Annotated in this window: 28 protein-coding genes; 5 read left to right on the top strand and 23 right to left on the bottom strand. The window is 67.8% G+C overall.

From position 1 onward, the window contains the following. The first annotated feature begins 92 nt into the window (after window positions 1–92). Both hfq and hflX read left to right on the top strand, forming a co-directional pair. A complete protein-coding gene (gene hfq, locus FOY91_RS12175) occupies window positions 93–641 on the top strand; it encodes an RNA chaperone Hfq (RefSeq protein WP_275265959.1) in 549 nt (182 codons plus the stop codon). Continuing rightward, window positions 638–1,942, top strand: coding sequence for a GTPase HflX (gene hflX, locus FOY91_RS12170; protein WP_145152103.1), 1,305 nt, complete (start codon window positions 638–640; stop codon window positions 1,940–1,942). The genes hfq and hflX overlap by 4 nt, the downstream gene beginning before the upstream one ends. Here hflX and mazG read toward each other — a convergent pair. The 14 genes from mazG to FOY91_RS12100 all read right to left on the bottom strand — a co-directional run bounded on the left by mazG (window position 1,918) and on the right by FOY91_RS12100 (window position 13,599). Further along, the gene (mazG, locus tag FOY91_RS12165; RefSeq protein WP_145152101.1) at window positions 1,918–2,664 is read right to left on the bottom strand and encodes a nucleoside triphosphate pyrophosphohydrolase; all 747 of its coding nucleotides are present in this window, start codon (window positions 2,662–2,664) and stop codon (window positions 1,918–1,920) included. The two genes, hflX and mazG, sit on opposite strands and share 25 nt — an antisense overlap. Window positions 2,665–2,703: 39 nt before the next feature. Next, a complete protein-coding gene (locus FOY91_RS12160) occupies window positions 2,704–2,892 on the bottom strand; it encodes a hypothetical protein (protein WP_145152098.1) in 189 nt (62 codons plus the stop codon). Then, window positions 2,889–3,656: an MBL fold metallo-hydrolase gene (locus FOY91_RS12155; RefSeq protein WP_145152123.1), complete on the bottom strand. Its 768-nt coding sequence runs from the start codon at window positions 3,654–3,656 to the stop codon at window positions 2,889–2,891. Before FOY91_RS12155 ends, FOY91_RS12160 begins: the two co-directional genes overlap by 4 nt. After that, entirely contained in the window at window positions 3,656–4,432 is a 777-nt protein-coding gene (locus FOY91_RS12150; RefSeq protein WP_145152095.1) for a TatD family hydrolase, read from the bottom strand. The genes FOY91_RS12155 and FOY91_RS12150 overlap by 1 nt, the downstream gene beginning before the upstream one ends. Beyond that, window positions 4,432–5,964 carry a methionine--tRNA ligase gene (gene metG / locus FOY91_RS12145; protein WP_145152092.1) on the bottom strand — a complete coding sequence of 511 codons (1,533 nt, stop codon included), beginning with the start codon at window positions 5,962–5,964 and terminating at the stop codon, window positions 4,432–4,434. The genes FOY91_RS12150 and metG overlap by 1 nt, the downstream gene beginning before the upstream one ends. Before the next feature lie 31 nt (window positions 5,965–5,995). Next, on the bottom strand, window positions 5,996–6,997 hold the full coding sequence (locus tag FOY91_RS12140) for a DNA polymerase III subunit delta' (RefSeq protein WP_145152089.1): 1,002 nt from the start codon (window positions 6,995–6,997) through the stop codon (window positions 5,996–5,998). Beyond that, entirely contained in the window at window positions 6,994–7,635 is a 642-nt protein-coding gene (gene tmk, locus FOY91_RS12135) for a dTMP kinase (protein ID WP_145152086.1), read from the bottom strand. The genes FOY91_RS12140 and tmk overlap by 4 nt, the downstream gene beginning before the upstream one ends. Continuing rightward, entirely contained in the window at window positions 7,632–8,807 is a 1,176-nt protein-coding gene (locus FOY91_RS12130) for a D-alanyl-D-alanine carboxypeptidase family protein (protein WP_145152083.1), read from the bottom strand. The genes tmk and FOY91_RS12130 overlap by 4 nt, the downstream gene beginning before the upstream one ends. 11 nt (window positions 8,808–8,818) lie before the next feature. Next, window positions 8,819–9,991: a septal ring lytic transglycosylase RlpA family protein gene (locus FOY91_RS21690; RefSeq protein WP_162527220.1), complete on the bottom strand. Its 1,173-nt coding sequence runs from the start codon at window positions 9,989–9,991 to the stop codon at window positions 8,819–8,821. After that, entirely contained in the window at window positions 9,975–11,030 is a 1,056-nt protein-coding gene (locus FOY91_RS12120; protein WP_145152080.1) for a lytic murein transglycosylase, read from the bottom strand. Before FOY91_RS12120 ends, FOY91_RS21690 begins: the two co-directional genes overlap by 17 nt. 281 nt (window positions 11,031–11,311) lie before the next feature. Further along, window positions 11,312–11,656 carry a DUF2794 domain-containing protein gene (locus FOY91_RS12115; RefSeq protein WP_145152077.1) on the bottom strand — a complete coding sequence of 115 codons (345 nt, stop codon included), beginning with the start codon at window positions 11,654–11,656 and terminating at the stop codon, window positions 11,312–11,314. Continuing rightward, window positions 11,656–12,366 (bottom strand): serine O-acetyltransferase EpsC, encoded by a 711-nt coding sequence (gene epsC / locus FOY91_RS12110; protein ID WP_145152074.1) that lies wholly within the window; start codon window positions 12,364–12,366, stop codon window positions 11,656–11,658. The genes FOY91_RS12115 and epsC overlap by 1 nt, the downstream gene beginning before the upstream one ends. An 86-nt stretch (window positions 12,367–12,452) precedes the next feature. Next, on the bottom strand, window positions 12,453–12,974 hold the full coding sequence (gene ahpD, locus FOY91_RS12105) for an alkylhydroperoxidase, AhpD family (RefSeq protein WP_145152071.1): 522 nt from the start codon (window positions 12,972–12,974) through the stop codon (window positions 12,453–12,455). Window positions 12,975–13,053: 79 nt separating this feature from the next. Then, on the bottom strand, window positions 13,054–13,599 hold the full coding sequence (locus FOY91_RS12100) for a peroxiredoxin (RefSeq protein ID WP_145152068.1): 546 nt from the start codon (window positions 13,597–13,599) through the stop codon (window positions 13,054–13,056). Between the two features lie 109 nt (window positions 13,600–13,708). On the opposite strand from FOY91_RS12100, the gene FOY91_RS12095 reads away from it, so the two are divergent. Continuing rightward, window positions 13,709–14,659, top strand: a complete 951-nt coding sequence (locus FOY91_RS12095) for a hydrogen peroxide-inducible genes activator (protein ID WP_145152066.1) — start codon at window positions 13,709–13,711, stop codon at window positions 14,657–14,659. Between the two features lie 89 nt (window positions 14,660–14,748). Then, the gene (locus FOY91_RS12090) at window positions 14,749–15,312 is read left to right on the top strand and encodes a fasciclin domain-containing protein (RefSeq protein ID WP_145152063.1); all 564 of its coding nucleotides are present in this window, start codon (window positions 14,749–14,751) and stop codon (window positions 15,310–15,312) included. Window positions 15,313–15,553: 241 nt separating this feature from the next. On the opposite strand, the gene FOY91_RS12085 is transcribed toward FOY91_RS12090, so the two are convergent. Genes FOY91_RS12085 through pgsA form a run of 5 tightly spaced genes read right to left on the bottom strand, consistent with a single transcriptional unit; the run spans window position 15,554 to window position 18,082 of the window. Continuing rightward, complete coding sequence (locus FOY91_RS12085) at window positions 15,554–16,270, bottom strand: anti-sigma factor (RefSeq protein ID WP_145152037.1); 717 nt, start codon at window positions 16,268–16,270, stop codon at window positions 15,554–15,556. Beyond that, window positions 16,263–16,814: a sigma-70 family RNA polymerase sigma factor gene (locus FOY91_RS12080; protein WP_238995649.1), complete on the bottom strand. Its 552-nt coding sequence runs from the start codon at window positions 16,812–16,814 to the stop codon at window positions 16,263–16,265. The genes FOY91_RS12085 and FOY91_RS12080 overlap by 8 nt, the downstream gene beginning before the upstream one ends. After that, a complete protein-coding gene (locus FOY91_RS12075) occupies window positions 16,811–17,248 on the bottom strand; it encodes a molybdenum cofactor biosynthesis protein MoaE (protein WP_145152034.1) in 438 nt (145 codons plus the stop codon). The genes FOY91_RS12080 and FOY91_RS12075 overlap by 4 nt, the downstream gene beginning before the upstream one ends. Further along, window positions 17,245–17,502: a molybdopterin converting factor subunit 1 gene (gene moaD / locus FOY91_RS12070; protein WP_145152031.1), complete on the bottom strand. Its 258-nt coding sequence runs from the start codon at window positions 17,500–17,502 to the stop codon at window positions 17,245–17,247. The genes FOY91_RS12075 and moaD overlap by 4 nt, the downstream gene beginning before the upstream one ends. Window positions 17,503–17,512: 10 nt before the next feature. Further along, complete coding sequence (gene pgsA / locus FOY91_RS12065) at window positions 17,513–18,082, bottom strand: CDP-diacylglycerol--glycerol-3-phosphate 3-phosphatidyltransferase (protein ID WP_145152028.1); 570 nt, start codon at window positions 18,080–18,082, stop codon at window positions 17,513–17,515. A 130-nt stretch (window positions 18,083–18,212) separates the two neighbouring features. Between pgsA and FOY91_RS12060 the strand changes: the two genes are divergently transcribed. Further along, window positions 18,213–19,484, top strand: a complete 1,272-nt coding sequence (locus FOY91_RS12060; protein WP_145152025.1) for an MFS transporter — start codon at window positions 18,213–18,215, stop codon at window positions 19,482–19,484. 231 nt (window positions 19,485–19,715) lie between these two features. Here FOY91_RS12060 and FOY91_RS12055 read toward each other — a convergent pair whose 3' ends face one another. The 4 genes from FOY91_RS12055 to FOY91_RS12040 form a co-directional block, all read right to left on the bottom strand. After that, a complete protein-coding gene (locus FOY91_RS12055; protein WP_145152022.1) occupies window positions 19,716–19,907 on the bottom strand; it encodes a hypothetical protein in 192 nt (63 codons plus the stop codon). A gap of 88 nt (window positions 19,908–19,995) precedes the next feature. Beyond that, on the bottom strand, window positions 19,996–22,731 hold the full coding sequence (gene secA / locus FOY91_RS12050; RefSeq protein ID WP_145152019.1) for a preprotein translocase subunit SecA: 2,736 nt from the start codon (window positions 22,729–22,731) through the stop codon (window positions 19,996–19,998). A 78-nt stretch (window positions 22,732–22,809) separates the two neighbouring features. Next, on the bottom strand, window positions 22,810–23,577 hold the full coding sequence (locus FOY91_RS12045; RefSeq protein WP_162527219.1) for an energy transducer TonB: 768 nt from the start codon (window positions 23,575–23,577) through the stop codon (window positions 22,810–22,812). A 70-nt stretch (window positions 23,578–23,647) separates the two neighbouring features. Continuing rightward, window positions 23,648–24,070, bottom strand: a complete 423-nt coding sequence (locus FOY91_RS12040) for an energy transducer TonB (RefSeq protein ID WP_145152013.1) — start codon at window positions 24,068–24,070, stop codon at window positions 23,648–23,650. Window positions 24,071–24,159: the final 89 nt, after the last annotated feature.

Below are 24,159 nucleotides of genomic sequence, written 5' to 3'. Positions count from 1 at the left end.
CCGCTAACCCTTGAGGCATTATGACATCTTAAGCCCCATAGACGCGCCTTCGCAGCTGCGGTAGAAACCATTGTTCCCGCACCCGGCGGGGCATGCACGACGCCTGCAACGGGCGCTCAAGCGGGCAAACGTCCCGCCAAGTTCCGGAGACCGGACCCATGGCCGACAAGGTCAACAACCTTCAGGATATCTTCCTCAACAGCTTGCGCAAATCGAAGACACCGGTCACGATGTTCCTCGTCAAGGGCGTGAAACTGCAGGGGATCATCACCTGGTTCGATAATTTCTCGGTGCTTCTGCGGCGCGACGGGCAGAGCCAGCTGATCTACAAGCACGCCATCTCCACCGTGATGCCGGCCCATCCGCTCGACCTGTCCGAGATCGAGAAGGGCTTCGCCGAGGAGAAGAAGGCGACCCTGTTGCAGGAGGTGTTCCTCGGTGCGGTGCGGCGTGCGCGCGAGCCGGTGACGATGTTCCTCGTCAACGGCGTGATGTTGCAGGGCGAGATCGCCGCCTACGACCTGTTCTGCATGCTGCTTCGCCGCGACGGCATGTCGCAGCTGGTGTACAAGCACGCGATCTCCACGGTGCAGCCGGCCAACCCGATCAATCTCGCCCAGTTCGACGGCGAAGCCGATTGAGCGTCTTCAGCCGCGCCGACGATGATGGCGTGGCGCGGGGCGCCCGCGCCATCGTCGCCTTTCCCGACATGGGCGATGCCGCGCGTGACAGCGAGGCGCGGCTCGCCGAGGCGGCCGGCCTTGCCGCCGCGATCGGCATCGACGTGATCGAGCGCATGGCATTCCGCCTGCGTGCGCCCAAGGCCGCAACGCTGTTCGGCTCGGGTCAGGTCGAGCAGATCGGGCAGGCGGCGCGCATGGCCGAGGCCGAACTGGTCATCATCGACGGCGCGCTCAGCCCGATCCAGCAGCGCAATCTGGAAAAGGCGCTCGACGCCAAGGTGATCGACCGCACCGGGCTGATCCTGGAGATCTTCGGCGAGCGCGCGCGCACCGCCGAGGGGAGGCTTCAGGTCGAACTGGCGCATCTCGACTATCAGGCCGGGCGGCTGGTGCGCAGCTGGACCCATCTGGAGCGGCAGCGCGGCGGCTTCGGCTTCCTCGGTGGCCCGGGTGAGACCCAGATCGAGGCGGATCGCCGGCTGATCCGTGATCGCATGGCCAAGCTGCGCCGCGAACTGGAGCAGGTCGCCCGCACGCGCAGCCTGCACCGCGCCCGTCGCAAGCGCGCCCCGTGGCCGATCGTGGCGCTGGTCGGCTACACCAATGCCGGGAAGTCGACGCTGTTCAACCGCATGACCGGTGCCGACGTGATGGCGGAGAACCTGCTGTTTGCTACGCTGGACCCGACGATGCGACAGATTGGCCTGCCCGGCATCGACAAGGTGATCCTGTCCGATACGGTGGGCTTCGTTTCCGACCTGCCGACGCAACTCGTCGCCGCCTTCCGCGCCACGCTGGAGGAGGTGATTTCGGCCGACCTGATCGTCCACGTCCGCGATATTTCGCATCCGGACAGCGAGGCGCAGGCCGCCGACGTGGAGGCCGTGCTCGACGATATCGGTGCGCGCGGGGAGGGGGGTGCCCCGATCATCGAGGCATGGAACAAGCTCGACCTGCTGGAAGGCGACGAGCACGAGGCCGTGCTGGGCGAATCGGCGCGGCGCGACGATGTCGTCACGCTCTCGGCGCTGACCGGGGAGGGGGTGGAGGCATTGCGCCTGATGCTCTCGGCGCGCTTGTCGCAGGGCAGCCGGATGCGCACGCTGTCGCTCGATCCGGGCGATGGCGCGGGGATCGCCTGGCTGCACGCGCATGGCGAGGTCGTCGCGCAAGAGATGGAGGAGGAGGCGCTGGTCATCGACGTGCGCCTGTCCGACGCGGACTACGACCGCTTTCAGTCGCGGGGCTTGTCCGCCTGATCGCGCTTGGCGGCGCTCCATAGCGCCTCCTTGTCATCAAGCGGCAGCGCGGCGAAACCGGGCGCGGTCTCGATCGCGCGAAAACGCCGCTCGAACTTGGCATTGGCCTGACGCAGCGCCACCTCGGCATCCACGCCCAAGTGGCGCGCCCAGTTGACGACGGCGAACAGCAGGTCGCCGATCTCGTCGGTCCGTGCGTCGGCATCGGCGGCGTCGTCCACCTCGGCAATTTCCTCGATCACCTTGCCACGCGGTCCGGCGGCGTCAGGCCAGTCGAAGCCGGTGCGGGCGGCGCGGCGTTGCAGCTTTTCCGCGCGCATCAGCGCCGGCAGCGCGACAGCGACGCCGGCCAGCGCGGAGCCATCGGGCTTTTCCGCACGTTCGGCGGCTTTCAGGCTCTCCCAGCCTGGGGACGCCGCGGTATCGCCAAAGACATGCGGGTGCCGGCGCTCCATCTTGTCGCAAATACCGGCGATCACCTGATCCAGGGTGAAATCGCCGCGATCCTCGGCGATGGCCGCATGGAAGACGATCTGAAGCTGGAGATCGCCCAGTTCGTCGCGCAGCGCCGCCATGTCGTCCGCCGCGATCGCATCGGCCACCTCATAGGCTTCCTCGATCGTGTAGGGCGCGATGGTGGCGAAGGTCTGCACCCGATCCCAGGCGCAACCACCGACCGGATCGCGCAGGCGGGCCATGATCGTCGTCAACCGCTCAAGCATCCCAACCCCGACCACTATCTGATGATCTGATAATATCCATTATGTAAAATATGCGACGATCTCGGGGAAGCTGCCGACGATCAGGATTCCCCCGACGAAGATCATGATCCACAGCAGCGCCAGTCGCGAAACCAGTCTGAACGGCAACCTTCGCGCCATCAGCGACGCAACGACGAGCGTCATCGCTCCCAGCGTTCCCGCCATCGCCAGCGCCTGGTCCTCGCTCATGGCACGGTCACTTCCAGCCCGTCATATCCTGGCTCGATGCCCCTCGGCAGCGACGACGCCAGCGTGGCATAATCCATCGACTGGTCCATGTGCGTCAGCACCGCACGGCGCGGCCTGCAGCGTTCGATCGCCGCAAGCGTCATGGCGAGATGCGGATGCGTTGGATGCGGACGATAGCGCAGCGCATCGATAATCCACAGATCGAGTCCATCGTAGAAGTCCGTCATCGCCCCGGTCACTTCGTCGAAATCAGTGGCGTAACCGATCGAGCTTCCTTCATGCTCGAACCGCAGCCCGGACGACCGGATCGAGCCATGCGGCTGCGCGACATGCCGGACGAGGATGTCACCGAGCATCATGCGGTCCGTCAGGATATTGCCGCTCACCGTCGCGGGATAACCGTCGCGACCATCAAAGGCGTAGCCGACCCGCTGCGTCAGCGAGGCCAGCGTCGCTCGGTCGGCGTATCCCGCCACAGGCATGCCGCGCGCATGGTAAAGCTGCCGCAGATCGTCGAGGCCATGACAATGATCGGCATGGTCGTGCGTCCAGATCACCGCATCGACATCGCTGACGCCGGCCGACAGCAACTGCTCGCGCATGTCCGGCGAGGTATCGACGAGGATACGTGTGGTCGCCGTCTCGACGATGATCGAGGCCCGGCGGCGGCGGTTGCGCGGATCGGTCGGGTCACAGTCGCCCCAGTCGTTGCCGATGCGTGGCACGCCGGACGACGTGCCCGATCCGAGGACGGTCGCCCGGATCACCCCGTCGCCTTGCCGAACAAGGTGAAGAAGTTCCGGCCGGTCTCTTCCTGCAACCGCGACGTATCCACCCCCCGCAATTCCGCCAGAAAGCGCGCCGTGTCGGCGACGAAAGCCGGTTCGCAGGTCTTTCCCCGGTTCGGCACCGGCGCGAGGAATGGCGCGTCCGTCTCGATCAGCAGCCGGTCGGCCGGCAGCGTCACCGCCGTCGCCTGCAGATCCTTTGCGCTGCGAAAGGTGACGATGCCGGAGAGCGAGATATAGAAACCGAGGTCGAGCGCCTTTTCGGCAAAGTCGGCGCTCGCGGTGAAGCAGTGGATCACGCCGGCGAAGGCCCCCCTGCCCATCTCGTCCGCAAGGATATCGGCAGTGTCGTCCTCCGCATTGCGGGTATGGACGATCAGCGGCAGGCCGGTTTCACGCGCGGCGGCGATATGGCTGCGGAAACTGGTGCGCTGCCGCTCGCGATCGGAACGGTCGTAATAATAGTCCAGCCCGGTCTCCCCGATGCCGACGACGCGGGGATGCGCCGCCGCCGCCACCAGTCGCGCCGTATCGACCGCCGCGTGCGTATCCGCCTCGTGCGGGTGGATGCCGACGGTCGCCCACACGTCCGCTTCGCGCTCGGCCGTGGCGATCACCGCGCCCCATTCGCTTTCGCGGGTGGCGATGTTCAGCATCGTCGTCACGCCGGACGTACGCGCACGCGCGAGCACTGCCGCCTGATCCTCGACCAGCCCGGCATAGTTGAGGTGGCAATGGCTATCGACCAGCATCAGACCGCAGGCTCCACCCAGCGCGGGAACACGCCTTGCGGCGGCGGCAGATCAAGACCGGCCTTCAACCCGCTGTCGAGACTGGAAAGATCGCGCACATCGGCCGGCTGCGCCAGTTGGTCGAGCAGCGCATCGGCGCTTGCAGGGATCGCCCATCGCACGAGGATCGCCAGTCGCCGCACCGCTTCGGCGGCGACATACAGCACCTGATCCGCACCAGCCGGGTCGGTCTTGCGCAGCGCCCACGGCGCCTTGTCGGCAAAATAGCCGTTGGCATCGCGCACCACGCCCCAGATGTGGTCCAGCGCCTCGTTCAACCCCAGCCTGGCCATGTCGCGCGCCAGTTCGTCGGCGATGGTGGCGAACGACGGGATCTCCTCTTCGATCCGCAACGGTCCGGGCGCCGGCACCTTCCCGCCGCAATTCTTCGCGATCATCGACAGGCACCGCTGCGCCAGATTGCCGAGCCCGTTGGCAAGGTCGGCGTTCGACCGCGTGACGATCGCGTCATGGCTGTAGCTGCCGTCCTGCCCGAAGCTGACCTCGCGCAGCAGGAAGTAGCGCAACTGGTCGACCCCGTACGTCTCGGCCATCGCGATCGGATCGACCACGTTGCCGACCGACTTCGACATCTTCTCACCCCGGTTAAGGAGGAAGCCATGACCGAAAACGCAGGCCGGCAGCGGCAGCCCGGCGGACATCAGGAACGCCGGCCAGTACACGGCGTGGAAACGCACGATATCCTTGCCGATCACGTGCAGATCGGCCGGCCACAATCGCTCGTAACGCGCTGTTTCGTCGGGATAACCTGCCCCGGTCAGGTAGTTCGTCAGGGCATCGACCCAAACGTACATCACGTGCCCGTCGGCATCCGGCACCGGCACGCCCCAGTCGAAGCTGGTGCGCGAGATCGACAGGTCCGACAGGCCACCGCGCACGAAGCTGACGACCTCGTTGCGACGCCCCTCGGGCAGGATGAAGTCGGGGTTCGCCTCGTAGTGGGCAAGCAGCCGGTCGGCGAAGGCGGAAAGGCGGAAGAACCAGCTCTCCTCGACGGTCCATTCCACCGGCGTGCCCTGCGGCGACAGGCGGGCATCACCCTCCCCCACCAGTTCCTTTTCGTCGTAGAAGGCCTCGTCACGGACTGAATACCAGCCCTCGTAGCGGCCGAGATAGATGTCGCCGTTCGCCTGCATCGCCCGCCACAGCGCCTGGCTGGCGGCGTAGTGAGATGGCTCGGTGGTGCGGATGAAACGATCATTCGAGATGTTGAGAACGCGCGTCATCTCCTGGAAATAGCCGGACATTTCGTCCGCCAATGCGCGTGGCTCGATATCCCGCCCGCGCGCCGCCTGCGCCATCTTCAGGCCATGTTCGTCGGTCCCGGTGAGAAAGAACACCTCGCGCCCCGCCAGCCGCTGGTAGCGCGCGATGGCATCGGTCGCGATCACCTCATAGGCGTGGCCGATGTGCGGCCGCCCGTTGGGGTAGCTGATCGCGGTCGTGATGTAATAGGGGTCGGCCGTCGTCACTTGCACATCACTCGCATCGTTCAGCGACGGGTCAGCGCCGCCGGGTCGAACCGGGTTTAGCGTCACCCGTGATCGGGGCAAGCGCCGCGAGCAGACCGCCCAGCCCGAACACCGTCGCCTGCGGATCGAGCGACAGCCGCAGCGCGCTGCCGGCGAGCGACCTCGCCTGTGCCTCCAGCGGCAGGATCGCGGCGAGATCGGCCACGGGCGCGGTGCGGGCGGCGGCGGCGATGCGGGCCGGCGCCCGTTCCAGAAACGCCTCGTAGCGTGGTTGTGCGGATTTGAGCGCCAGCGATTTCGCCAGTGCGCTGCGGCCGGCGTTGGTCGGATCGCCGCCGCGCGCGATCGCGTCGATCGCCGCGTCCAGCCCGGCGATATCGAGCCCGGCGAAGCGCAGCGCCTGCCCCGGTGCGCCGCCGCCGACGCCCACCAGCGCCGCGATCTCGGCATCGTCCGCCTCGGGGCGCTCGCGCCGGATGATCGCCTGCATGTGGGCTTCCCCCAGCAACCCCAGCCGTAGCGTGCGGCAGCGCGACCGGATCGTCGGCAGCAGTCGCCCCGGCGCATGGCTGACGAGCAGGAACAGCGTGTCGGTCGGCGGCTCCTCAAGGTTCTTCAGCAGCGCGTTGGCGCCCGACCGCTCCAGATCGTCGATCGCATCGATCACCACCGCGCGGCGGGTGGAGAAGCTCGGCGTTGTGGCGAACAGGGTCTGCAGCCCGCGCACCTGATCGACGGTGACGCCGCGCGCCTGATCGCCGGTCTTTTCGCGGTACAGCCGCTCCAGCCGGCGATAGTCCGGGTGGCTGCCGGCGGCGACGTAACGCACGGTGGGGTGATCGTCCGGCAGATCCAGCCCCGGTGCCTCGACCGGCCCGATCCCTTCGGCCAGATAGCGGAGCGCTGCCGCCTCGGCGAAGCGTGCCTTGCCGATACCCTGCGGCCCGGCGACCAGCCACGCATGATGCAGGCGTCCGCCCCCGATCGCCTCGCGAAACGCCTCAACCGCCGCATCGTGGCCGATCAGGCTCACAGCAGGTCCGCCACGGCATCGATCAGCCGGTCGGTCACCACAGCCACGTCGCCCAGCGCGCCGACGGTCCGATAGCGCGCCGGGCCGTTCGCCGGATCGCCCGCCAGTGCCGCGAAGGTCTGCGCGACGCGTGCATGATAATCCGCCCCGCGCGCGCCGAAGCGATCCAGTTCGCCGGCATCGCGGACCCACTCCCGGTTGGAAGCCTCGTGCAGGGGCATCGCCAGCAGGATCGTCCGGTCCGGCAGCAGCCCGCCGCTGCCGATCGCGTGGAGCGTGCGGATTGCCTCCGCCCCCAGCCCGTCCGCCCCGCCCTGATAGGCCAGCGAACTGTCGAGGAAACGGTCACTCACCACCCAAGCCCCGCGCTCCAGCGCCGGGCGGATGGTACGCGCGACATGATCGGCGCGGGCGGCGGCGAACAGCAACGCCTCGGTCTCGGGGGTCCAGCGCCCGGCCGTGCCCTCCATCAGCAGCGTGCGGATCGCCTCCGCGCCGGGGCTGCCGCCCGGTTCGCGGGTTTCGACCACTTCCAGCCCTCGCGCCCGCAGCGCCGCCGCCAGCCGCGCGACCTGCGTCGACTTGCCGACCCCCTCCCCGCCTTCGAGACTGATGAAGCGGCCCCGCGTGCTGCTCACGCCATGCCGAACAGCCAGCGGAAGCCGGCGGCGATGCGACCGAAGAAGCCGGCCTTGTCCACCGCGCTCTCGGCCACCAGCGGCAGGGTCTGCGGAGGCGTGTCGCCGGTGGTGACGACGAGATCGGCGATATGCTGCCCGGCCGCGATCGGCGCCTTGATCGGCCCCTCATACACCACGCGCGTCCGCACCTCGCCCGCCGTGCCCGCCGGCACCGTGACGGCCAGATCGCGCGGTGCGACCAGACCGACCGTACCGGCGCTGCCCAGCTGGACCTCGGCCGTCTGCACGCGCTTGCCCTTCGCCACGATCGGCTTGGCCTGCCACGCACGGAAGCCCCAGTCCATGAACGACACCGACTGCTCGATCCGCTGGCCGGACGACCCAAGCCCCGCGACGACCATCACCAGCCGACGCCCGTTCTGCTCGGCAGAGCCAGTGAAGCCGTAGCCTGCCTCCTCGGTATGGCCGGTCTTCAGCCCGTCCGCCCCGGCGACACGGCCAAGCAACGGATCGCGGTTCTGCTGGGTGATGTCGGCGCCCGCGCCCATCGTCTTGCCCCAGGTGAACTCCTTGAGGCTGTAGAACGCCTTGTAGAGCTTGGGATGGTCGATGATCGTGCGTTCCGCCAGCGTCGCCAGATCACGCGCCGTCACGAAGGTGGCGCCACCATCGGGCCAGCCGTTGCTGTTGCCGAAGTGGGAATTGCGCAGGCCGATCTTTTGCGCGTGCTGGTTCATGATCGCGGCGAAGGCCGGCTCCGTCCCGGCGATCCCCTCCGCCAGCACCACGCAGGCATCGTTGCCCGAAAGCGTCACGATGCCGCGCAGCAGGTTCTGCACGCTCACCTGCTCGCCGGGCGACAGGAACATCGTGGAGCCGGCGGTCGGCCCGTGCCACTGGCGCCACGTTTCGGGGCGCACGGTTATCATCTGGTCGAGCTTGAGGTCGCCCTTCTTGATGAGGTCGAAGGCGACGTACACCGTCATCATCTTGGCCATCGAGGCAGGCGGCATCCGCCGGTCCGCATCCTTGGCGTAGAGGATCGCGCCCGAGGACAGGTCCTTCATGAAGGCCACCGGCGCCGGCGTCTCGTAAGGCGGGGCGGCGGCCATCGCGGGGGCGGCGAGCACCAGGGCGAACAGGGGGGGCATCAAGCGGGACGGTTTCATCGGTCTTCCTGTCACTGCGCGGAATCGCGGACGATGCGCGCCTCCTGATAACCAGCCCTTTGCGCCCGCGCCAGCGCAGAGCGCGCCGAGGCGGCATCGGCATAGGGACCGAGGCGGACCTGCCAGCGCGACCCGGCGGCGGTGGCGGCGGCCGGCCCGATCGCCGCGAGCGACCCGGCGAGGCCATCCGCCCGGTCGGCATCGTCGAGCGCGGCAACCTGGACGTAGAGGCGCATGGCGGGACTGGCCGGCCCCGGCCGCGTGGGTGATGGACGGGTGCCGGTGGCAAGCGGGACGGCAACGTCGACGCTAGATGCGCCGTTCGAGTAACCGACTGCATCCGTACCGGACGCGAGTGGTCCAGACGCGGCCGGGCCGTTCAGCGCCCCTCGGAGTGCCGCCGCGCCGGACGCTGCCCCTATGGAGGCGGGGATGGCCGGCGCTGCCGAGGCAAGAGGTGATGCGATGACGCCAGATGCAACGCCCACGCCGGACAAAGCGGCGGTACTCGCAACACGAGCCGCCCCGCCCGGCCGACTGGCCGGCCCGCCGGACGATGCGGCAAGGCCGCGCCGTGTTGCCGCTGCCGGAGACGGTCGAACGTGGGCGGGGCCGCTTGCGGTGCGGACGGCAAGGCTGGCCAGCATCTCCCGGCCCGCATCCGGCCGCGCCCGCGCCGCCCGCCCGGCCCGGAGCGCGACGCGATCGACCTCGGGCGGCTGCACCCGCCGCACTCGTACCCGCGCCACACCCTGCCGTTCGATCCCCAGCGCCCTGGCCGCCCCGGCCGACAGATCGATGATCCGCGACGCCACGAACGGCCCGCGATCGTTCACCCGCGTCAGGATCGTGCGGCCACTGTCCAGCGCGGTCACCTCCACATAGCTCGGCAGCGGCAGCGTGGGATGCGCCGCGCTGATCCCGCGCGGATCGAACCGCTCGCCGTTGGCGGTCGGGCGGCCGGCGTGCGCGCCGCCGTACCACGAGGCATAACCGACCGCATCGTAGTCGCGATCATCGGTCGGCACCCACATCCGCCCGCCGGCGCGATAGGGCGCGCCGATCTTCACCGGAGTGTCCGAAACGGTCCGCCCGCCACGCTGCGGCCGGTCGGTCGCGCAGGCCGCCAGCAGCGCCGTACCCGCCAGCGCCAGCCAGCCGGCGGCGTTATTGCGCGACGGCATCGGCCAGCAGCCCGACCGACAGAGCGTAGAAATTGGAGCAGTTGTAGTCGAGGATCGAGCGGTAGTTGGTCGTCAGCAGATAGGCGGTGGCGTTCGGCCCGTCCGGCTCGATCAGGCTGGCCAGCTCGGTTTCGGCCGGCACCGGGCTGGCGACGGGCTGCACCCCCAGCCGTCGCCATTCGGCGATCGTCAGCCAGCGGCTGTGGCGGTCGAAGACGCGCGGGCAGCGCGGCGAGGTGAGACGGGAGCGGACGCTCGCACGGTCCAGATCGGGCGGCACGCGCACGCCCACGCCCCACGGCACGTTCGGCCGCCAACCGGCATTCGTCAGGTAATTGCCGATGGAGGCCAGCGCATCCGTCTCGCTGCGCCAGATGTCGGCCTTGCCGTCCCCGTCGCCGTCCACCCCGAGCCGCAGGTACATGCTTGGCAGGAACTGCGGATAGCCGGTCGCCCCGGCCCAGCTGCCCTTCATCTGCGAGCGGGGGAAGCCGCGCTCGATCATCAGCAGCGTGGCGATGAACTCGGCGGTGAACAGTTCCCGCCGCCGCCCGTCATAGGCCAGGCTGGACAGCGACCGGAGCAGGTCGAAGTCGCCGGTGTAGGTGCCGTACCCCGTCTCATGGCCGTAGATCGCCATCATGATCGCCTCGGGCACGCCGGTCCGCCGTTCGATCGGGGCGAGGCGCGGGCGCAGATCCTGATAGCGCGTGCGGCCCCGGCCGATGCGATCGGCATCTACGTGGCGGTCGCGATAAGGGGCGAACGGGGCGATGGCGGGCGCGGCGCCGGCGGCCGGATTGCCACCCGGCTGCGCGCGATCGAGCGCGACGACACGCGGGTTGAAGGTGAGCGTCGGCAGCATCGCATCAAGCGTGGCGCGACTGACCCCAGCGGCCATCGCGCGAGGCCGCAGCCCGTCGAGGAACGCCGCGAAGTTCCGCGCGGTGGCATCGTCGGCCGGCATTTCCTGCGCCGTGGCGGCGACGGGTGATAGACCGGCCATCGCGATCGCGAAGGCGGTGAACAGGATACGCATGACAATTCCCCCGACGAGCGACCCCGCTTGTCGCATGGCGCGGCGGCAAGGCGAACCCCCTTCCGTCGCGGCTATGCCACGCGGGGCCGCGTGAGCGTCCGGCAGGCTGCAGGATGCGGCTGCCGGCCGACGAGCTTGGCGGCCGCCTCAAACGAGCTTGTAAACCAGTGGTCCCCGCGTTGCCTCACATTGTGCGCTACGAAGGCCAACGACATCATGAGGCCGTTTCGAGAGATCACGCGAAATGCCTGCGCTCTCGGCTCGCCGCCCCCTGCACGGCGTCAATCATCGACCAGCTTCATCAGCTTGCGCTCGACCGGTGCCAGCACCGGCCCCAGCTCGTGCCCGCGTCGCAGGATCATCCCCGCCTCGCCCACCAGCGCCCACATGCCCTGCCGCAGGCGCAATGCAGGCCGCTTCTCGATGCGATATTCGGGCCGCTCGGCTGCCCGGCGGAAGGCGCTGAACACCGCGGCCTCATGTCCGAGATCGAGCGCATAATCGCGCCAGTGCCCGGCCGCGACCATCCGCCCGTACAGGTCGAGGATGCGGGAGAGTTCGGCACGATCGAACGCGATCTGGGACGGCCCGCCGCGCGGGCCGGGAAAGGGAGTGACGACACCCATCAGGCGCGGTTGCGTTCCTCGGCGGTCGCATCGGCGGCGACACGATCCGCATCGCGTTCGTCGATCAGCGCCGACAGGCGGGTCCGCAGCGTCTCCACCTCGCAACGTAGCAGGTCGAGCGCCTGCGTCTGCGGATCGAAGCGCTCGGTGCAGGACGTGCCATAGGGCAGGAACGGCTTCTGATATTCGGTCGAATCGACCAGCGTTGCACGCGCGGGGATACCGACCATCGAGGCGCCTTCCGGCACGTCCTTCGTCACCACCGCATTGGCACCGATCCGCGAGCGTTTGCCCACGACGATCGGCCCGAGCACCTGCGCCCCCGAGCCGATTATCGCATCGTCCTCGATTGTGGGGTGTCGCTTGCCGGCGATGCCGTTCGCCGGATTCGTTCCGCCCAGCGTGACGCATTGGTAGATCGTCACGTTGTCGCCGATCAGCGCCGTCTCGCCGATTACGGTAAAGCCGTGATCGATGAAGAAATGCCGGCCGATCCGGGCACCCGGATGAATGTCAATCGCGGTGAGGAAGCGGGAAATGTGGTTAACCAGCCGCGCGAGGAAATACATCTCCCCGCGAAACAGCCAGTGCGCAACGCGATGCAGCCCCAGCGCCAGCACGCCGGGATAGAGCAGGATCTCCCACCGGGTGCGGGGCGCGGGATCGCGTGCCTTCACCGAATCGAGATAGTCAATCAGTCCACCGAACATCAAGGCGCTCTCCGTCCGGCCTTACGGGTATCGCTCATCTAGGAACGTGCGGGCCGAAACGCCAGACCCGCACCGAACCCGCCCACTCACACCGCCGTGGCGTGTACCGTGGCGACGGCCTTCATCACCGCGCCGATCCGCGCGGCGGACTGGATCGCCTCGCTCTTCACGCCGTGGCCCTGAAGGACCTTCTCGTGGCTGTCGATGCACATGCCGCAGCCGTTCATCGCGGAAACGGCGATGCTGAACAGCTCGAAATCCGCCTTGTCGATGCCCGGCTGGCCGATCACGTTCATCCGCAGCTTGGCCGGCATCGTGGCATATTCGGGGTTGGAGGCGAGGTGGACGAAGCGGTAATAGACGTTGTTCATCGCCATCACGGCCGCCGCCGCACGTGCAGCGTTCGCCGCCTCGGGGGTCAGCTTGCCCGCCGCATCCGCCTCGGTCGCCTCCACCAGTGGGCGATAGCCGGAGCCGTGAGCGCAGGCGAGCAGCAGGCCGTACTTCCGCTGGTCGCCCAGCGACTGGTCGTTCAGCAGCGAGCCGACATTCAGGCGAATGTCCTTGGCATAATCGGGCAGCGTATCGGCAAAGGCCTTGAGCGACATGGAACGTCTCCGAATAAGAATAAGGGCGCGGAAAGGGTGGTCCCCCTTCCGCGCCCCGAAACAGGCCGATCGAAAGGGATCAGGCGGCGGGCTTGAGCACTTCCTCGCCGGCCTGCCAGTTGCACGGGCACAGCTCGTCGGTCTGCAGCGCGTCGAGCACGCGGATCGCCTCGGCCGGGTTGCGGCCCTGGTTGAGGCCGTTGACCGTGACGTGCTGGATCACGTTGTGCGGATCGACGATGTAGGTCGCGCGGTAGGCGACACCGGCCTCCGCATCGACGATGCCCAACGCGTTCGCCAGCTTCTTCTGGTTGTCCGCGATCCACGGGAAGTCGCAGGCGGCCAGCCGCTCGTCGGACTTGCGCCATGCGAAGTGGACGAAATCGGTGTCGGTCGAGGCGCCGATCAGCACCGCGTCGCGATCCGCGAGGTCGTTCTTCAGTTCGCCGTAGCCGATGATCTCGGTCGGGCAGATGAAGGTGAAGTCCTTCGGCCAGAAGAACACGACCTTCCACTTGCCACCGGTTTCGCCGGTATCGATCGTCTCGCCATTCGGGAGGGCCGCGGTGCCCTGCTGCATCGGGAGGACGAATGCGGGGAACTTGTCGCCAACGGTGAGAGCCATGAGGGTGTCTCCATTCAGGGGATGTGAAACTGTGTGACAGCTGTTTGCCACGGTGGCATTGAACGATCAAATGGATTATTCGGCTGTCGTTGATCGAGTGAGGCGATGAATGACCAGCTTCCTGCCTACCCTCAAACAATTACAGTATCTGGTCGCGCTGCGCGATCACGGGCATTTCGGCCGCGCCGCCGATGCCTGCTTCGTCACCCAGTCCACCCTGTCGGCGGGCCTGCGCGAACTGGAGTCGCTAATCGGCATCGTGCTGGTCGAACGCACGCGACGGGTGGTGCGCTTTACCCCGTTGGGCCTGCGGATGGCAGAGAAGGCGCAACGCGTGCTGCGCGAGGCGGAAGAGCTGACCGACATGGCGCGCAGCGCCGGCAAGCCGCTGTCGGGCGAGTTGCGGATGTCGGTGATCCCCACGATCGCGCCGTTCCTGCTGCCGCGCATGTTGCGCCGGCTGCGCGCCGAATGGCCCGAGCTGAAGCTGTATCTTCGCGAGGAGACGAGCGGCATCGCCTGCGACGCGCTGCATCGCGGGCATGTCGATTGCGTGCTGCTGGCCCTGCCCTACCATTGCGGCGAGGTGGAGGTGGCCGAACTGTTCGACGATCGCCTGTGGGTGGCATTCCCCGCCTCGAAGGGCCCGCCGCCGCCCGCGACCGTCTCTGCCGACTCGATCGACGAAACCCAGCTGTTGCTGCTGGAAGACGGCCACTGCCTGAAGGACCACGCGCTGGCTGCCTGCAACCGGCCCGAGTTGCGCGCAGAGGCGACGATGCTCGGCACCTCGGTCCATACGCTCGTGCAGATGGTGGACAACGGCCTGGGCGTCACGCTGCTGCCGGAAATGGCGATCGACGCCGGCATCCTCGACAACACCGATGTGGTGGCGCGCCCGCTCGATGCCGATCATCCGGCCCGCCGTGTGGCGCTGGCGTGGCGCAAGGGATCACCGCGCGACCGCGAATTCGCCCTGCTGGCGGAGGCGTTGCGAGGGGCGTATCAACCGCGATCGCCCGCTGCTCCGCTCGCCGATACGGACATTTCGCTGAAATAACGGCCGCGCGCGTTGCAACCAAACATAATGGCGCGACGTATCTGTGCGGTCCGTCACGAACCGGCGGGCCCGAACAGGAGAGTTTCCCGATGATCAGCACGTTCAAGCGCGGCGCCCTTGCGGCCTCGATCCTTCTCGCGGTCGGCGGCGTTGCGTCTGCCGAGGCGAAGGTGACTTATCCGATGGTCGGCGGTGCTGCCATGTACCCGACCAAAAACATCGTCGAGAATGCGGTCAACTCCGCCGACCACACCACGCTGGTCGCCGCCGTGAAGGCCGCCGGCCTCGTCGACACGCTGTCCGGCCCGGGTCCGTTCACCGTGTTCGCGCCGACCAACGCCGCGTTCGCCAAGCTGCCGGCCGGCACCGTGGACACGCTGGTCCTGCCGGAAAACAAGGGCACGCTCACCTCGATCCTCACCTATCACGTGGTGCCGGGCAAGCTGAGCGCCAAGGATCTGGCGGCGCAGATCAAGAAGGGCGGCGGCAAGGCCACCCTCACCACCGCGCAGGGCGGCACGCTGACCGCGACCGCCAAGGGCAAGACGATCATGCTGACCGATGCCAAGGGCGGCATGAGCACGATCACGCAGGCTGACGTCAACCAGTCCAACGGCGTGATCCACGTCGTCGACACCGTGCTGATGCCCTAAGCGACACACGTTCGGGAAAAGGGGGCGGCCGCCGCAGGGTGGCCGCCCTTTTTTTGTCTGAAGCAGGTACGGTCACGGAGCTTGGGTCGGTCCGGTCCGAACAGCGAGACGCCGGTCTGCTCCTCTTCGAGACCATCGGATCTATGGCGTCGTGGAGAATGGGTTTCCATGTTCGTAGGGCCATGTCCTCGACGACCGGCCCCGCCCGGATGGAGCGGCCCGCCCGATACCGCGCTTCGCGCTAGCTGGCCGAAACCATCATCGGCTTGCCCGAGTACAGGATCTCGCCGGTCGGCGCCCCCGCCGGCGCGCCGCCCGCCGGCTCGGCGGTGATCGCGAACAGCGCCGCGCCCAGCCGATCGCCCTTCGCCAGCATCGGCGCGAGCGGCATTTCCGCCCGCATGTCGCCGGACACCAGCCCCAGCGAGCGCGGATCGCGCCCCGGGCCGATGTACCACAGCTCGAGGCTCTTGCGCGCCGGCGCGGTCAGCCCGATCGCGCGGACGACGGCATGCCCGGTCGCCCGGTCGATCGTGACGAGCAGCGCCGGCTCGGCCCCCTTCGCCGTCACCGCCGCGACGTAAGAGGCGCCACGCGCCAGAACCGGCGGCGCCGCCACCGGCTGCGGCCGCATTGCCAGCGTGCCACCCAGCACCGCCACCAGCGATGCCGCGATCGCGGCACCCCGCCAGACGGGCGATACGCGATTGTCGTTCGACGCCGTGTCACCGGCCGCCCCGATCCGTGCCTCGATCCCGTTCCATAGCCCGGCAGGAGGCGTCACCCCGGGCGCATCGGCCAGCAACGGCGCCAGCCGTTCCTCCCACGCTGCCACCGCTGCGCGTGCCGCCGGATCGGCCAGCAGTCGTGCGGCAAAGGCGGCGCGTCCGGTCGGATCGAGCGTGCCGAGGACATATTCGCCTGCCGTCGCCGCCATATCGTCGTGGGGATCAGTCATCGCTCAGGCACCCCCTGAGCGCGAGCAGGCCACGGCTGAGCCAGGATTTGATCGTGCCGGTCGGCCGGTCGTACCGCACCGCGAGTTCTTCGCGACTGGCACCGTGGAGATAGGCCAGCAGGATGCATTCGCGGTGCAACGGGTCGAGCGTATCGAGGCATTGCACCAGTGCGGCGTGGACGGCAGGATCGACCTGCTCGTCGGGGATCGCCGCCAGCGCATCGGGATCGAGCGTGACCATCCGCGCCCCGCCCCGCCCTTTTCGCAGGACATCGATCGCCCGGTTGCGCGCGATGGCCGCGAGCCATGTGATCGGCCGACCACGTGCCGCATCGTAGCTGCCGGCGATATGCCAGATCCGCGCATAGACATCCTGGAGCGCATCGTCCGCCTGTCCTCCCTCCGGCAAGATACGGAGGATGGTGCCGTAGAGTTTCGCCGAGGTGCGGGCATACAATGCGGAAAACGCCGCGCGGTCCCCCTCGCCCACCGCGGCGAGCAACGCCTCCAGCGGAACGTCCGCCGCCCCGCCCGCCGTGCTCACCAGCGCGCCGCCGCCGCGTCGTCGATCGCGCGCGCTTCCACCCAGCGGGTCGTGCCGTCGTGAAACGTCTCCTGCTTCCAGAACGGGGCCTTGGCCTTGGCCCAGTCGATCAGGAACGCGCACGCCTCCAGCGCGGCGGCGCGATGGCGGGAGGCGGTGCCGACGAACACGATCCGCTCGTTGGCGGCCAGCGTGCCGTGGCGGTGAACCAGTACCAGCCCCAGCAGCGGCCAGCGTGAGGCCGCCTCGTCGGCGATCGCCTGCATCGCGCGTTCGGCCATGCCGGGGTAATGATCGAGCCGCAGCGACGCCAGCCCGCCCTCGCCGCGCACGATGCCGATGAAGCTCGCCACCGCGCCACTGCCCAATGCCTCCAGCCGCGCCAGTTCGGCGCCGGGGTCGAACCGTTCGGCCTGCAGGCGGACCTCGATCATCCGCCCGTTACCGGCGGAAAGATGGCCAGCTCGCGCGCCTGCCCGATCGGGACGGCGAGCGACACGAACTCCTGATCCAGCGCCGCACGCAGGCGGGCGCGATCGGCGAAGGCGCGGGCATGATCGTCGCTGCCCGCCGCCAGCCGGTCGAGCAGGTCGGCGATGGTCGTCACGTCAGCGGGCACGTCCACCCGCTCGCCATCCCGTCCGATCGCCTCGCGCACCCAGGCGAAATAGAGCATCTCGATCGCCACCCGCAGCCCCTCAGTCCATGTGCCGCAGGCCGACGCGCAGGTAATCCCAGCCCGTCACCAGCGTCAGCGCCGCCGCCATCCACAGGCTCAGCAGCCCCACGTCGCCGACCCATTCCCAGTCCGGCAGCGCCCCGCCGAGGATGATCCCGCCGAGCGAGATGAGCTGGAACGTCGTCTTCCACTTGGCCAGCTGGCTCACCGGAATCGATACGCGCAGCTGGGCCAGAAATTCGCGCAGCCCCGATACCGCGATCTCGCGCAGCAGGATCACCAGCGCGGCGATCACATGCCAGCCGGCGACCAGCGGGTGCCCGGTCGCCACGCTGTCGAACGCCACCAGCATCACGATCACCGAGGCGACCATGATCTTGTCCGCGATCGGATCGAGGAAGATGCCCAGCTTGGACACGGTGCCCTGCGCGCGTGCGACATACCCGTCGAAATAGTCGGTCAGCCCGATCAGCACATACAGGCCGAACGCCAGCGCGTAATCGAACCAGCTCGGGTGCCACAACAGGAACACCAGAAGCGGCACCGCGAAGATGCGCGAGAGCGTGAGGATGTTGGGGAGCGTCAGCATGTCGATACCCGCTCTAGCGCGTTGCCCGCCGCTTGGGGAGATGCCGCGCCCGATTATAACCTCCGCTTGGAGCGCGCCGTTGGTTCGGTTATGCCCGCCCTCCACAACGACAGAGCGAACATCCGCCCGCATGACCCCTTCCATCCGGCTACTCGCACGGCGACGGTTCCTGCCGCTGTTCTGCACCCAGTTCCTCGGCGCCTTCAACGACAACCTGTTCAAGACCGCGATGGTGCTGGTGGCGACCTACGGGATCTACTCCAATGCCGAGCTGGAGGCCGGTTTCAGCGCGCTGGCCACCGCCTTGTTCACGGTGCCGTTCTTCCTGCTCTCCGCTTTGTCCGGCCAGCTTGCCGACACGCGCGACAAGGCGCGGATCGTGCGGCTGGTGAAGACGCTGGAGATCGCGATCATGGTGGTGGGCGCCACCGGGCTGCTGCTGAAGTCGATCCCGGTGATGCTGGCGGCGGTGCTGGCGATGGGGGTGCATTCCACCTTCTTCGGCCCGATCAAATACGCCATCCTGCCGCAGCATCTGGAGCCCGACGAGGTCCTGGGCGGCACCGGGCTGGTGGAGGCCGGCACCTATATGGCGATCCTCGCCGGCACGATCCTGGCCGGCTTCATCGAGCCGCGGACGGTGGCGATGGTCGTGCTCGGCGTGGCGTTGCTGGGGTGGCTGGCCGGGCGGCAGGTGCCGGCGGCGCCGCCGATGGCGGGCGATCTGCCGAAGCTCGATTTCCATATCGTCCGCTCGTCGATCGCGCTGGTCTCGGGCACGATGCACATCCCCCGGCTGTTTCTCGCGATCTGCTCGATCAGCTTTTTCTGGACGATCGGGGCGGTGCTCATCATCGAGTTCCCGCCGCTGGTGAAGAACGTGTTCACCGCCGACGAGCAGGTGGCCAGCCTGTTCCTGGCGATCTTCTCGGTCGGCGTGGCGATCGGCTCGGTGCTCATCAACCGGCTGCTCGGCGGCAAGGTTTCGGCCCGTTTCGCGCCGGCCTCGGTGGTGTTGATGGGCGGGTTCGTGCTGTTCATGTATTTCGTCGCCTCCGGCTGGCAGGGGCTGCCGGATGGGCGGCTGTTCGGCCTGGCCGAATTCATTCACCATCCCGGGGCGGCGATGATCTCTGTCGCGCTGCTCGGCGTGGCGATCACCGGCGGCATGTTCGTGGTGCCGCTCTACGCCTTTCTCACCACCACAGTGCCCAAGGACCAGACCGCGCGCACGGTGGCGGCGAACAACATCGTCAATTCCGGGGCGATGGTGATCGGCGCGGTGGTGGTGATGGCGCTGACGACGATCGGCGCGACGGTGTTGCAGATCCTGCTGCTGGTGCCCGCGATGTGCCTGATCGCCGCATGGCTGGCGCAGAAACTGCATCGCGCCTGCGACTGAGGACCGGCGGGATCTGGGGGTCAGGCCGTGTCTCTCGACGTCGTCCGACAATAGGGAGGCGGGTCAAATCACCAAAGTCCGCCGGCATCAAAGAGCCGGGTCAGCGAAAGCGTGCCTGCCGAAAGGCGTTCCCCTTCCCATTGAGCGTAAGCCGCCGGAACAGCCTGCTCGCGACCCGGCATCAGCGGCAGACGTCTTCGGTTCATTGAACGGGACCGCCAGTGCGCCGCCTCAGGCCAGCATGACCATGAAGAACACGAACCCGGCGGCCCACGCATAGCCGAACAGGCGCAGGTCGTCCCGCCAGCCCGTGTTCGAACGGGTCAAAAGCACACCGCTCGGTCCCGCGCCACCTCGCGCCAATGCCGGCCCGCAAGCCGCCACCGCCGCACCGTCGGCCTGATCCATCCCCCCGTCGAGCATGGACCCGCCTACCGCGAGGCCGGTCGCGCTGTCCCCGCAGATCTGGCGGCCACCGTCTCGCGACGGGACACGGCCACCCGTCAGCCGATCAGGCGATGCGCCCGTGGCAGTGCTTGAACTTGTTGCCGGAACCGCACGGGCACGGCGCATTGCGGCTTACCTGACCCTGCCATTCGGCCGGGTTTTCCAGCGTCTCGGGCAGATCGGGCAGCGCCATCTGCAACGGCGCGATCCGCGTCGTCACCAGCCCCAGCGCGCCGGCGTCGAGATCGAACGTGTCGTCCTCGCCGGTCAGCGGGTCGTAGTGGCTGGTGATGAAGTCCGGCATCTCCGGCAGTTCCGGCGGCATGTTGAACTGCGCGTGGCTCAGCACCCGCGTCACATCCTCGCGGATCGCGCCGAGCATCCGCTCGAAGAGTGCGAACGCCTCCTGCTTATACTCGTTGATCGGCGTCTTCTGGGCGTAGGCGCGCAGGTGGATCACCTGCCGCAGCGCATCCAGCGTGGCCAGATGCTCCTTCCAGTGGTGGTCGAGCGACTGCAACAGCACGCTCTTCTCCACGCCGCGCCACGAATCGAGCGGGATCTCGTTGGCCTTGGCGTCCATGCCGGCGGCGGTCGCCTCCTGGAAGCGTTCGAGCAGCATCTCGGGGTCGATGCCCTCCTCGTTCACCCACTGCTCGATCGGCAGGTCGAGGCCAAGCAGTTCGTCGGATTTCTCCTTGAGCAGCGCCACGTCCCACTGTTCTGGGTAGCTGTTGGGCGGGCAGGCGGCGCCGACGAGGCCGTTCACCGTTTCCATCCGCATGTCGGCGACCACGTCGTCCACCGCGTCCGCGTCCATGATGTCCGAACGCTGCTCGTACACCACCTTGCGCTGGTCGTTCATCACGTCGTCATATTCGACGACCTGCTTGCGGATATCGTAATTGCGCGCCTCGACCTTGCGCTGCGCCGTCTCGATCGCCTTGCTGATCCACGGCGAGACGATCGCCTCGCCATCGGCGAGGTTCTTGTTCATCATCTTGGCGAACATCGTCTGCGGGCCGAAGATACGCAGCAGGTCGTCGTCCAGCGACAGGTAGAAGCGGCTCAGGCCCGGATCGCCCTGCCGGCCCGAACGGCCGCGCAGCTGGTTGTCGATCCGCCGGCTCTCGTGCCGCTCGGTGCCGAGCACGAACAGCCCGCCGGCATCGAGCACCGCCTGCTTTTCCACGCCGATCTCGGCCTTGATCCGGGTCGCCGCCACGCCATACTCGGGCGTGCCCTCCACCAGGTCCGGATGCTCGTCGAGCATGCGGAACTCCAGGTTGCCGCCCAGCTGGATGTCGGTGCCGCGCCCGGCCATGTTGGTGGCGATCGTCACCGCCTTCAGCCGGCCCGCCTGCGCGACGATGTGCGCCTCCTGCTCGTGGAAGCGCGCGTTCAGCACCTTGTGGTCCACGCCGTCGCGGGTGAGGAACTCGCTCAGCAGCTCGGACTTCTCGATCGAGACGGTGCCGACCAGCACCGGCTGGCCCGTCGCCGCCTTCTCGCGGATCGCGTTGGCGATCGCGGCGAACTTGTCCTGCATGTTCTTGTAGAACTCGTCGTCCTCGTCGATCCGCTTGACCGGCAGGTTCGTCGGGATGGTGACGACGTTCATCTTGTAGATCTGGTAGAATTCGGGCGCCTCGGTCGCGGCCGTGCCGGTCATGCCCGAGAGCTTGGGGTACATGCGGAAATAATTCTGGAACGTGATCGAGGCGAGCGTCTGGTTCTCCGGCTCGATATTGACGCCTTCCTTGGCCTCCACCGCCTGATGCAGACCGTCCGACCAGCGGCGCCCGTCCATCATCCGGCCGGTGAACTCGTCGATGATGACGATCTTGCCGTCCTTCTCGATGTAGTCGATGTCGCGCTTGAACACGACGTTGGCACGCAGCGCCTGGTTCAGGTGATGCACCACCTGCGTGTTCTCGAAATCATAGAGGTTGGCGCCTTCCAGCAGCCCGGCCGCCTCCAGCATCCGCTCCATCCGCTCGGTGCCGTCCTCGGTGAGGATCACCGATTTCTGCTTCTCGTCCAGCTCGTAATCTTCCGGCGCGATCTGCTTCACGATCAGGTCGACCTGCTTGTACAGCTCGCTCTTGTCGTCGGTCGGCCCGGAAATGATGAGCGGCGTGCGCGCCTCGTCGATCAGGATCGAGTCGACCTCGTCGACGATGGCGTGGGCAAACGGGCGCTGCACCATCATGCTGCGCTCGTACTTCATGTTGTCGCGCAGATAGTCGAAGCCGAACTCGTTGTTCGTGCCATAGGTGATGTCGGCGGCATAGGCGTCGCGGCGCATCTGGTCGGTCAGGTTGGGCACGATCACCCCCACCGTCAGACCCAGGAAGCGGTACACCTGCCCCATCCACTCCGCATCGCGGCTGGCGAGATAGTCGTTGACGGTGATGACATGCACGCCGTTGCCGGTCAGCGCGGAAAGATAGGTGGCCAGCGTCGCCACCAGCGTCTTGCCCTCGCCGGTCCGCATCTCGGCGATCTCGCCGCGGTGGAGCACGATGCCGCCGATCATCTGCACGTCGTAATGGCGCTGGCCCAGCACCCGCTTCGCCGTCTCGCGCACGGTGGCGAAGGCCTCGGGCAGGATGTCGTCGGTCGTCTCGCCGGCGGCCAGCCGCGCCCGCAGTTTTGCGGTCTGTGCCTGTAGTCCGGCCTCGTCGAGCGCCTGCATCGCCGGCTCCAGCGCGGCGATCTTGTCGACGGTGCCGCGCATCGTCTTGACGTAGCGATCGTTGGACGATCCGAAGAGGGCCTTGGCGACGGCGCCGAGCATGGGCTTTCCTTAAGGTACGGCAGACCGACGCAGGGCCGGCATGATCGTTCGCGCAGATAGGTGGCGCCGGGTTTCAGGTCAATTCGGCGTCGTGACGATACCGTCCGGCCCGATCAGCCCGCGCGGCGGCAAAATCCACCGCCACGTCCGCACGTCTGCCGATCGCATCGCCTTGCCGGCGGCGTCGGTGGCGGGGCGGAAACGGGCGCGTTCCTCGATCAGCGGGCACGTCGCATCGTCCAGACGAAGGTAGCCGCTCGACCGGATGATCCGGCAATTCTCCACCCGCCCCGTCTCGCTCACCTCGAACGAGGCGGTCAGCTCGCCCTGCTCGCGCGCTTCCAGCGACTCCGCCGGATAATCGCTCTGCTTCAGCCAGCCGAGCAGCCCCGGCCGGTCACGCGGGGCGGGCGCGGCCGGGCCGTAGGTGGCAGTTGGACGCGCCGACGCGGTGCCTTGGCCGGGAGTCCCAGCGCTTCCGCCTGCCGCTGGCGAGAAGCGGAAGGCGCGAAGCGCCAGCGGCGGGGTTCCCCGTAAAGCTCCTGCCGGTGTTTGCCAACGTACCCGCTTTGTAACCTGCGCAGCTACGGGGCGACCGGCCTTGTCTTTCGTCGGGTAGTATGAGGCGCGTTCGATCATCAGCCGGCAGGTCGTTCCGTCCAGCAAAAGCGATCCACTTGATTCCAGCGTCGTGCATCGCTCCACCCGACCGGTCGCGTCGAGATGTAGTTCCACGGTGACCGTCCCTTCCTCCTTGGCTTTCAAGGCTGCGGCCGGATAATCCGCCGTGGTGACCCACATCGCCTCGTCGCTGCGAGGCACGGGCAGCGGCGATGGATCAGGCATGGCGGCGAACGCAACTGTGGCGATGGCCATCAATGGCAAAAGCAAGACGGAACAGTGCATCGTCGATCCGCTAGAAGCCGCGCAGCACGTAGGGCACGCTGGTGTCCGGCTGGCCTATCGGGATCTGCCAGCGTACCCGGCGCGTGGCAAACGAGCGGACCGGGCGGCCCTTTTTATCCAGCGCCGGCACGTAGCGCGCACGTCCGACGATCGCCGTGCAGGCCGCCTGGTCGAGATCGGGGGAACCGCTGGACGTGGTGACCGAACAATTCTCCGCCTTGCCCTCCGGCGTGATGTCCCAGCGTACCGCACTCACGCCTTCCGTGCCGGCCTTCAATGCAGCGGCGGGATAGTCGTCGGCGACGATCCACGTCTCCGGCGCCTGCGCCACGGCGGTGGCCGAGCGATCCTTCGCGGTGGCGGGCGTGGCGGACAGGGCGATCGTCAGGGCAAGCGTGGCGGCGACGGGCAGGCGAAGCGGTCGGGGCGTCATGGGGGCTTTTCTCTTCCGGCTTTTCCGATCTGGCGGCGCCCCCTATAGCGCGCGCTCCACAGCGGAGCCATGCCCCCGATGTCCACACG

The organism is Alterirhizorhabdus solaris (assembly GCF_007785815.1).
GTDB classification, from domain to species: Bacteria; Pseudomonadota; Alphaproteobacteria; order Sphingomonadales; family Sphingomonadaceae; genus Alterirhizorhabdus; species Alterirhizorhabdus solaris.
This window is presented reverse-complemented; position numbering and strand designations above follow the sequence as displayed.

Bases quoted from the DNA above. Each gene is read 5' to 3' on its own strand.
- FOY91_RS12100 (WP_145152068.1), bottom strand. From the start codon at position 13,599: ATGGCTCTCACCGTTGGCGACAAGTTCCCCGCATTCGTCCTCCCGATG.
- FOY91_RS12085 (WP_145152037.1), bottom strand. From the start codon at position 16,270: ATGACTGATCCCCACGACGATATGGCGGCGACGGCAGGCGAATATGTC.
- hfq (WP_275265959.1), top strand. From the start codon at position 93: ATGCACGACGCCTGCAACGGGCGCTCAAGCGGGCAAACGTCCCGCCAA.
- FOY91_RS12040 (WP_145152013.1), bottom strand. From the start codon at position 24,070: ATGACGCCCCGACCGCTTCGCCTGCCCGTCGCCGCCACGCTTGCCCTG.
- FOY91_RS12045 (WP_162527219.1), bottom strand. From the start codon at position 23,577: ATGCCTGATCCATCGCCGCTGCCCGTGCCTCGCAGCGACGAGGCGATG.
- FOY91_RS12120 (WP_145152080.1), bottom strand. From the start codon at position 11,030: ATGCGTATCCTGTTCACCGCCTTCGCGATCGCGATGGCCGGTCTATCA.
- FOY91_RS12090 (WP_145152063.1), top strand. From the start codon at position 14,749: ATGATCAGCACGTTCAAGCGCGGCGCCCTTGCGGCCTCGATCCTTCTC.
- secA (WP_145152019.1), bottom strand. From the start codon at position 22,731: ATGCTCGGCGCCGTCGCCAAGGCCCTCTTCGGATCGTCCAACGATCGC.
- epsC (WP_145152074.1), bottom strand. From the start codon at position 12,366: ATGTTCGGTGGACTGATTGACTATCTCGATTCGGTGAAGGCACGCGAT.
- FOY91_RS12130 (WP_145152083.1), bottom strand. From the start codon at position 8,807: ATGAAACCGTCCCGCTTGATGCCCCCCCTGTTCGCCCTGGTGCTCGCC.
- mazG (WP_145152101.1), bottom strand. From the start codon at position 2,664: ATGCTTGAGCGGTTGACGACGATCATGGCCCGCCTGCGCGATCCGGTC.
- FOY91_RS12150 (WP_145152095.1), bottom strand. From the start codon at position 4,432: ATGCTGGTCGATAGCCATTGCCACCTCAACTATGCCGGGCTGGTCGAG.
- ahpD (WP_145152071.1), bottom strand. From the start codon at position 12,974: ATGTCGCTCAAGGCCTTTGCCGATACGCTGCCCGATTATGCCAAGGAC.
- FOY91_RS12060 (WP_145152025.1), top strand. From the start codon at position 18,213: ATGACCCCTTCCATCCGGCTACTCGCACGGCGACGGTTCCTGCCGCTG.
- FOY91_RS12160 (WP_145152098.1), bottom strand. From the start codon at position 2,892: ATGAGCGAGGACCAGGCGCTGGCGATGGCGGGAACGCTGGGAGCGATG.
- FOY91_RS12055 (WP_145152022.1), bottom strand. From the start codon at position 19,907: ATGCTCGACGGGGGGATGGATCAGGCCGACGGTGCGGCGGTGGCGGCT.
- FOY91_RS12075 (WP_145152034.1), bottom strand. From the start codon at position 17,248: ATGATCGAGGTCCGCCTGCAGGCCGAACGGTTCGACCCCGGCGCCGAA.
- pgsA (WP_145152028.1), bottom strand. From the start codon at position 18,082: ATGCTGACGCTCCCCAACATCCTCACGCTCTCGCGCATCTTCGCGGTG.
- FOY91_RS12115 (WP_145152077.1), bottom strand. From the start codon at position 11,656: ATGGGTGTCGTCACTCCCTTTCCCGGCCCGCGCGGCGGGCCGTCCCAG.
- FOY91_RS12095 (WP_145152066.1), top strand. From the start codon at position 13,709: ATGACCAGCTTCCTGCCTACCCTCAAACAATTACAGTATCTGGTCGCG.
- FOY91_RS21690 (WP_162527220.1), bottom strand. From the start codon at position 9,991: ATGCCGTCGCGCAATAACGCCGCCGGCTGGCTGGCGCTGGCGGGTACG.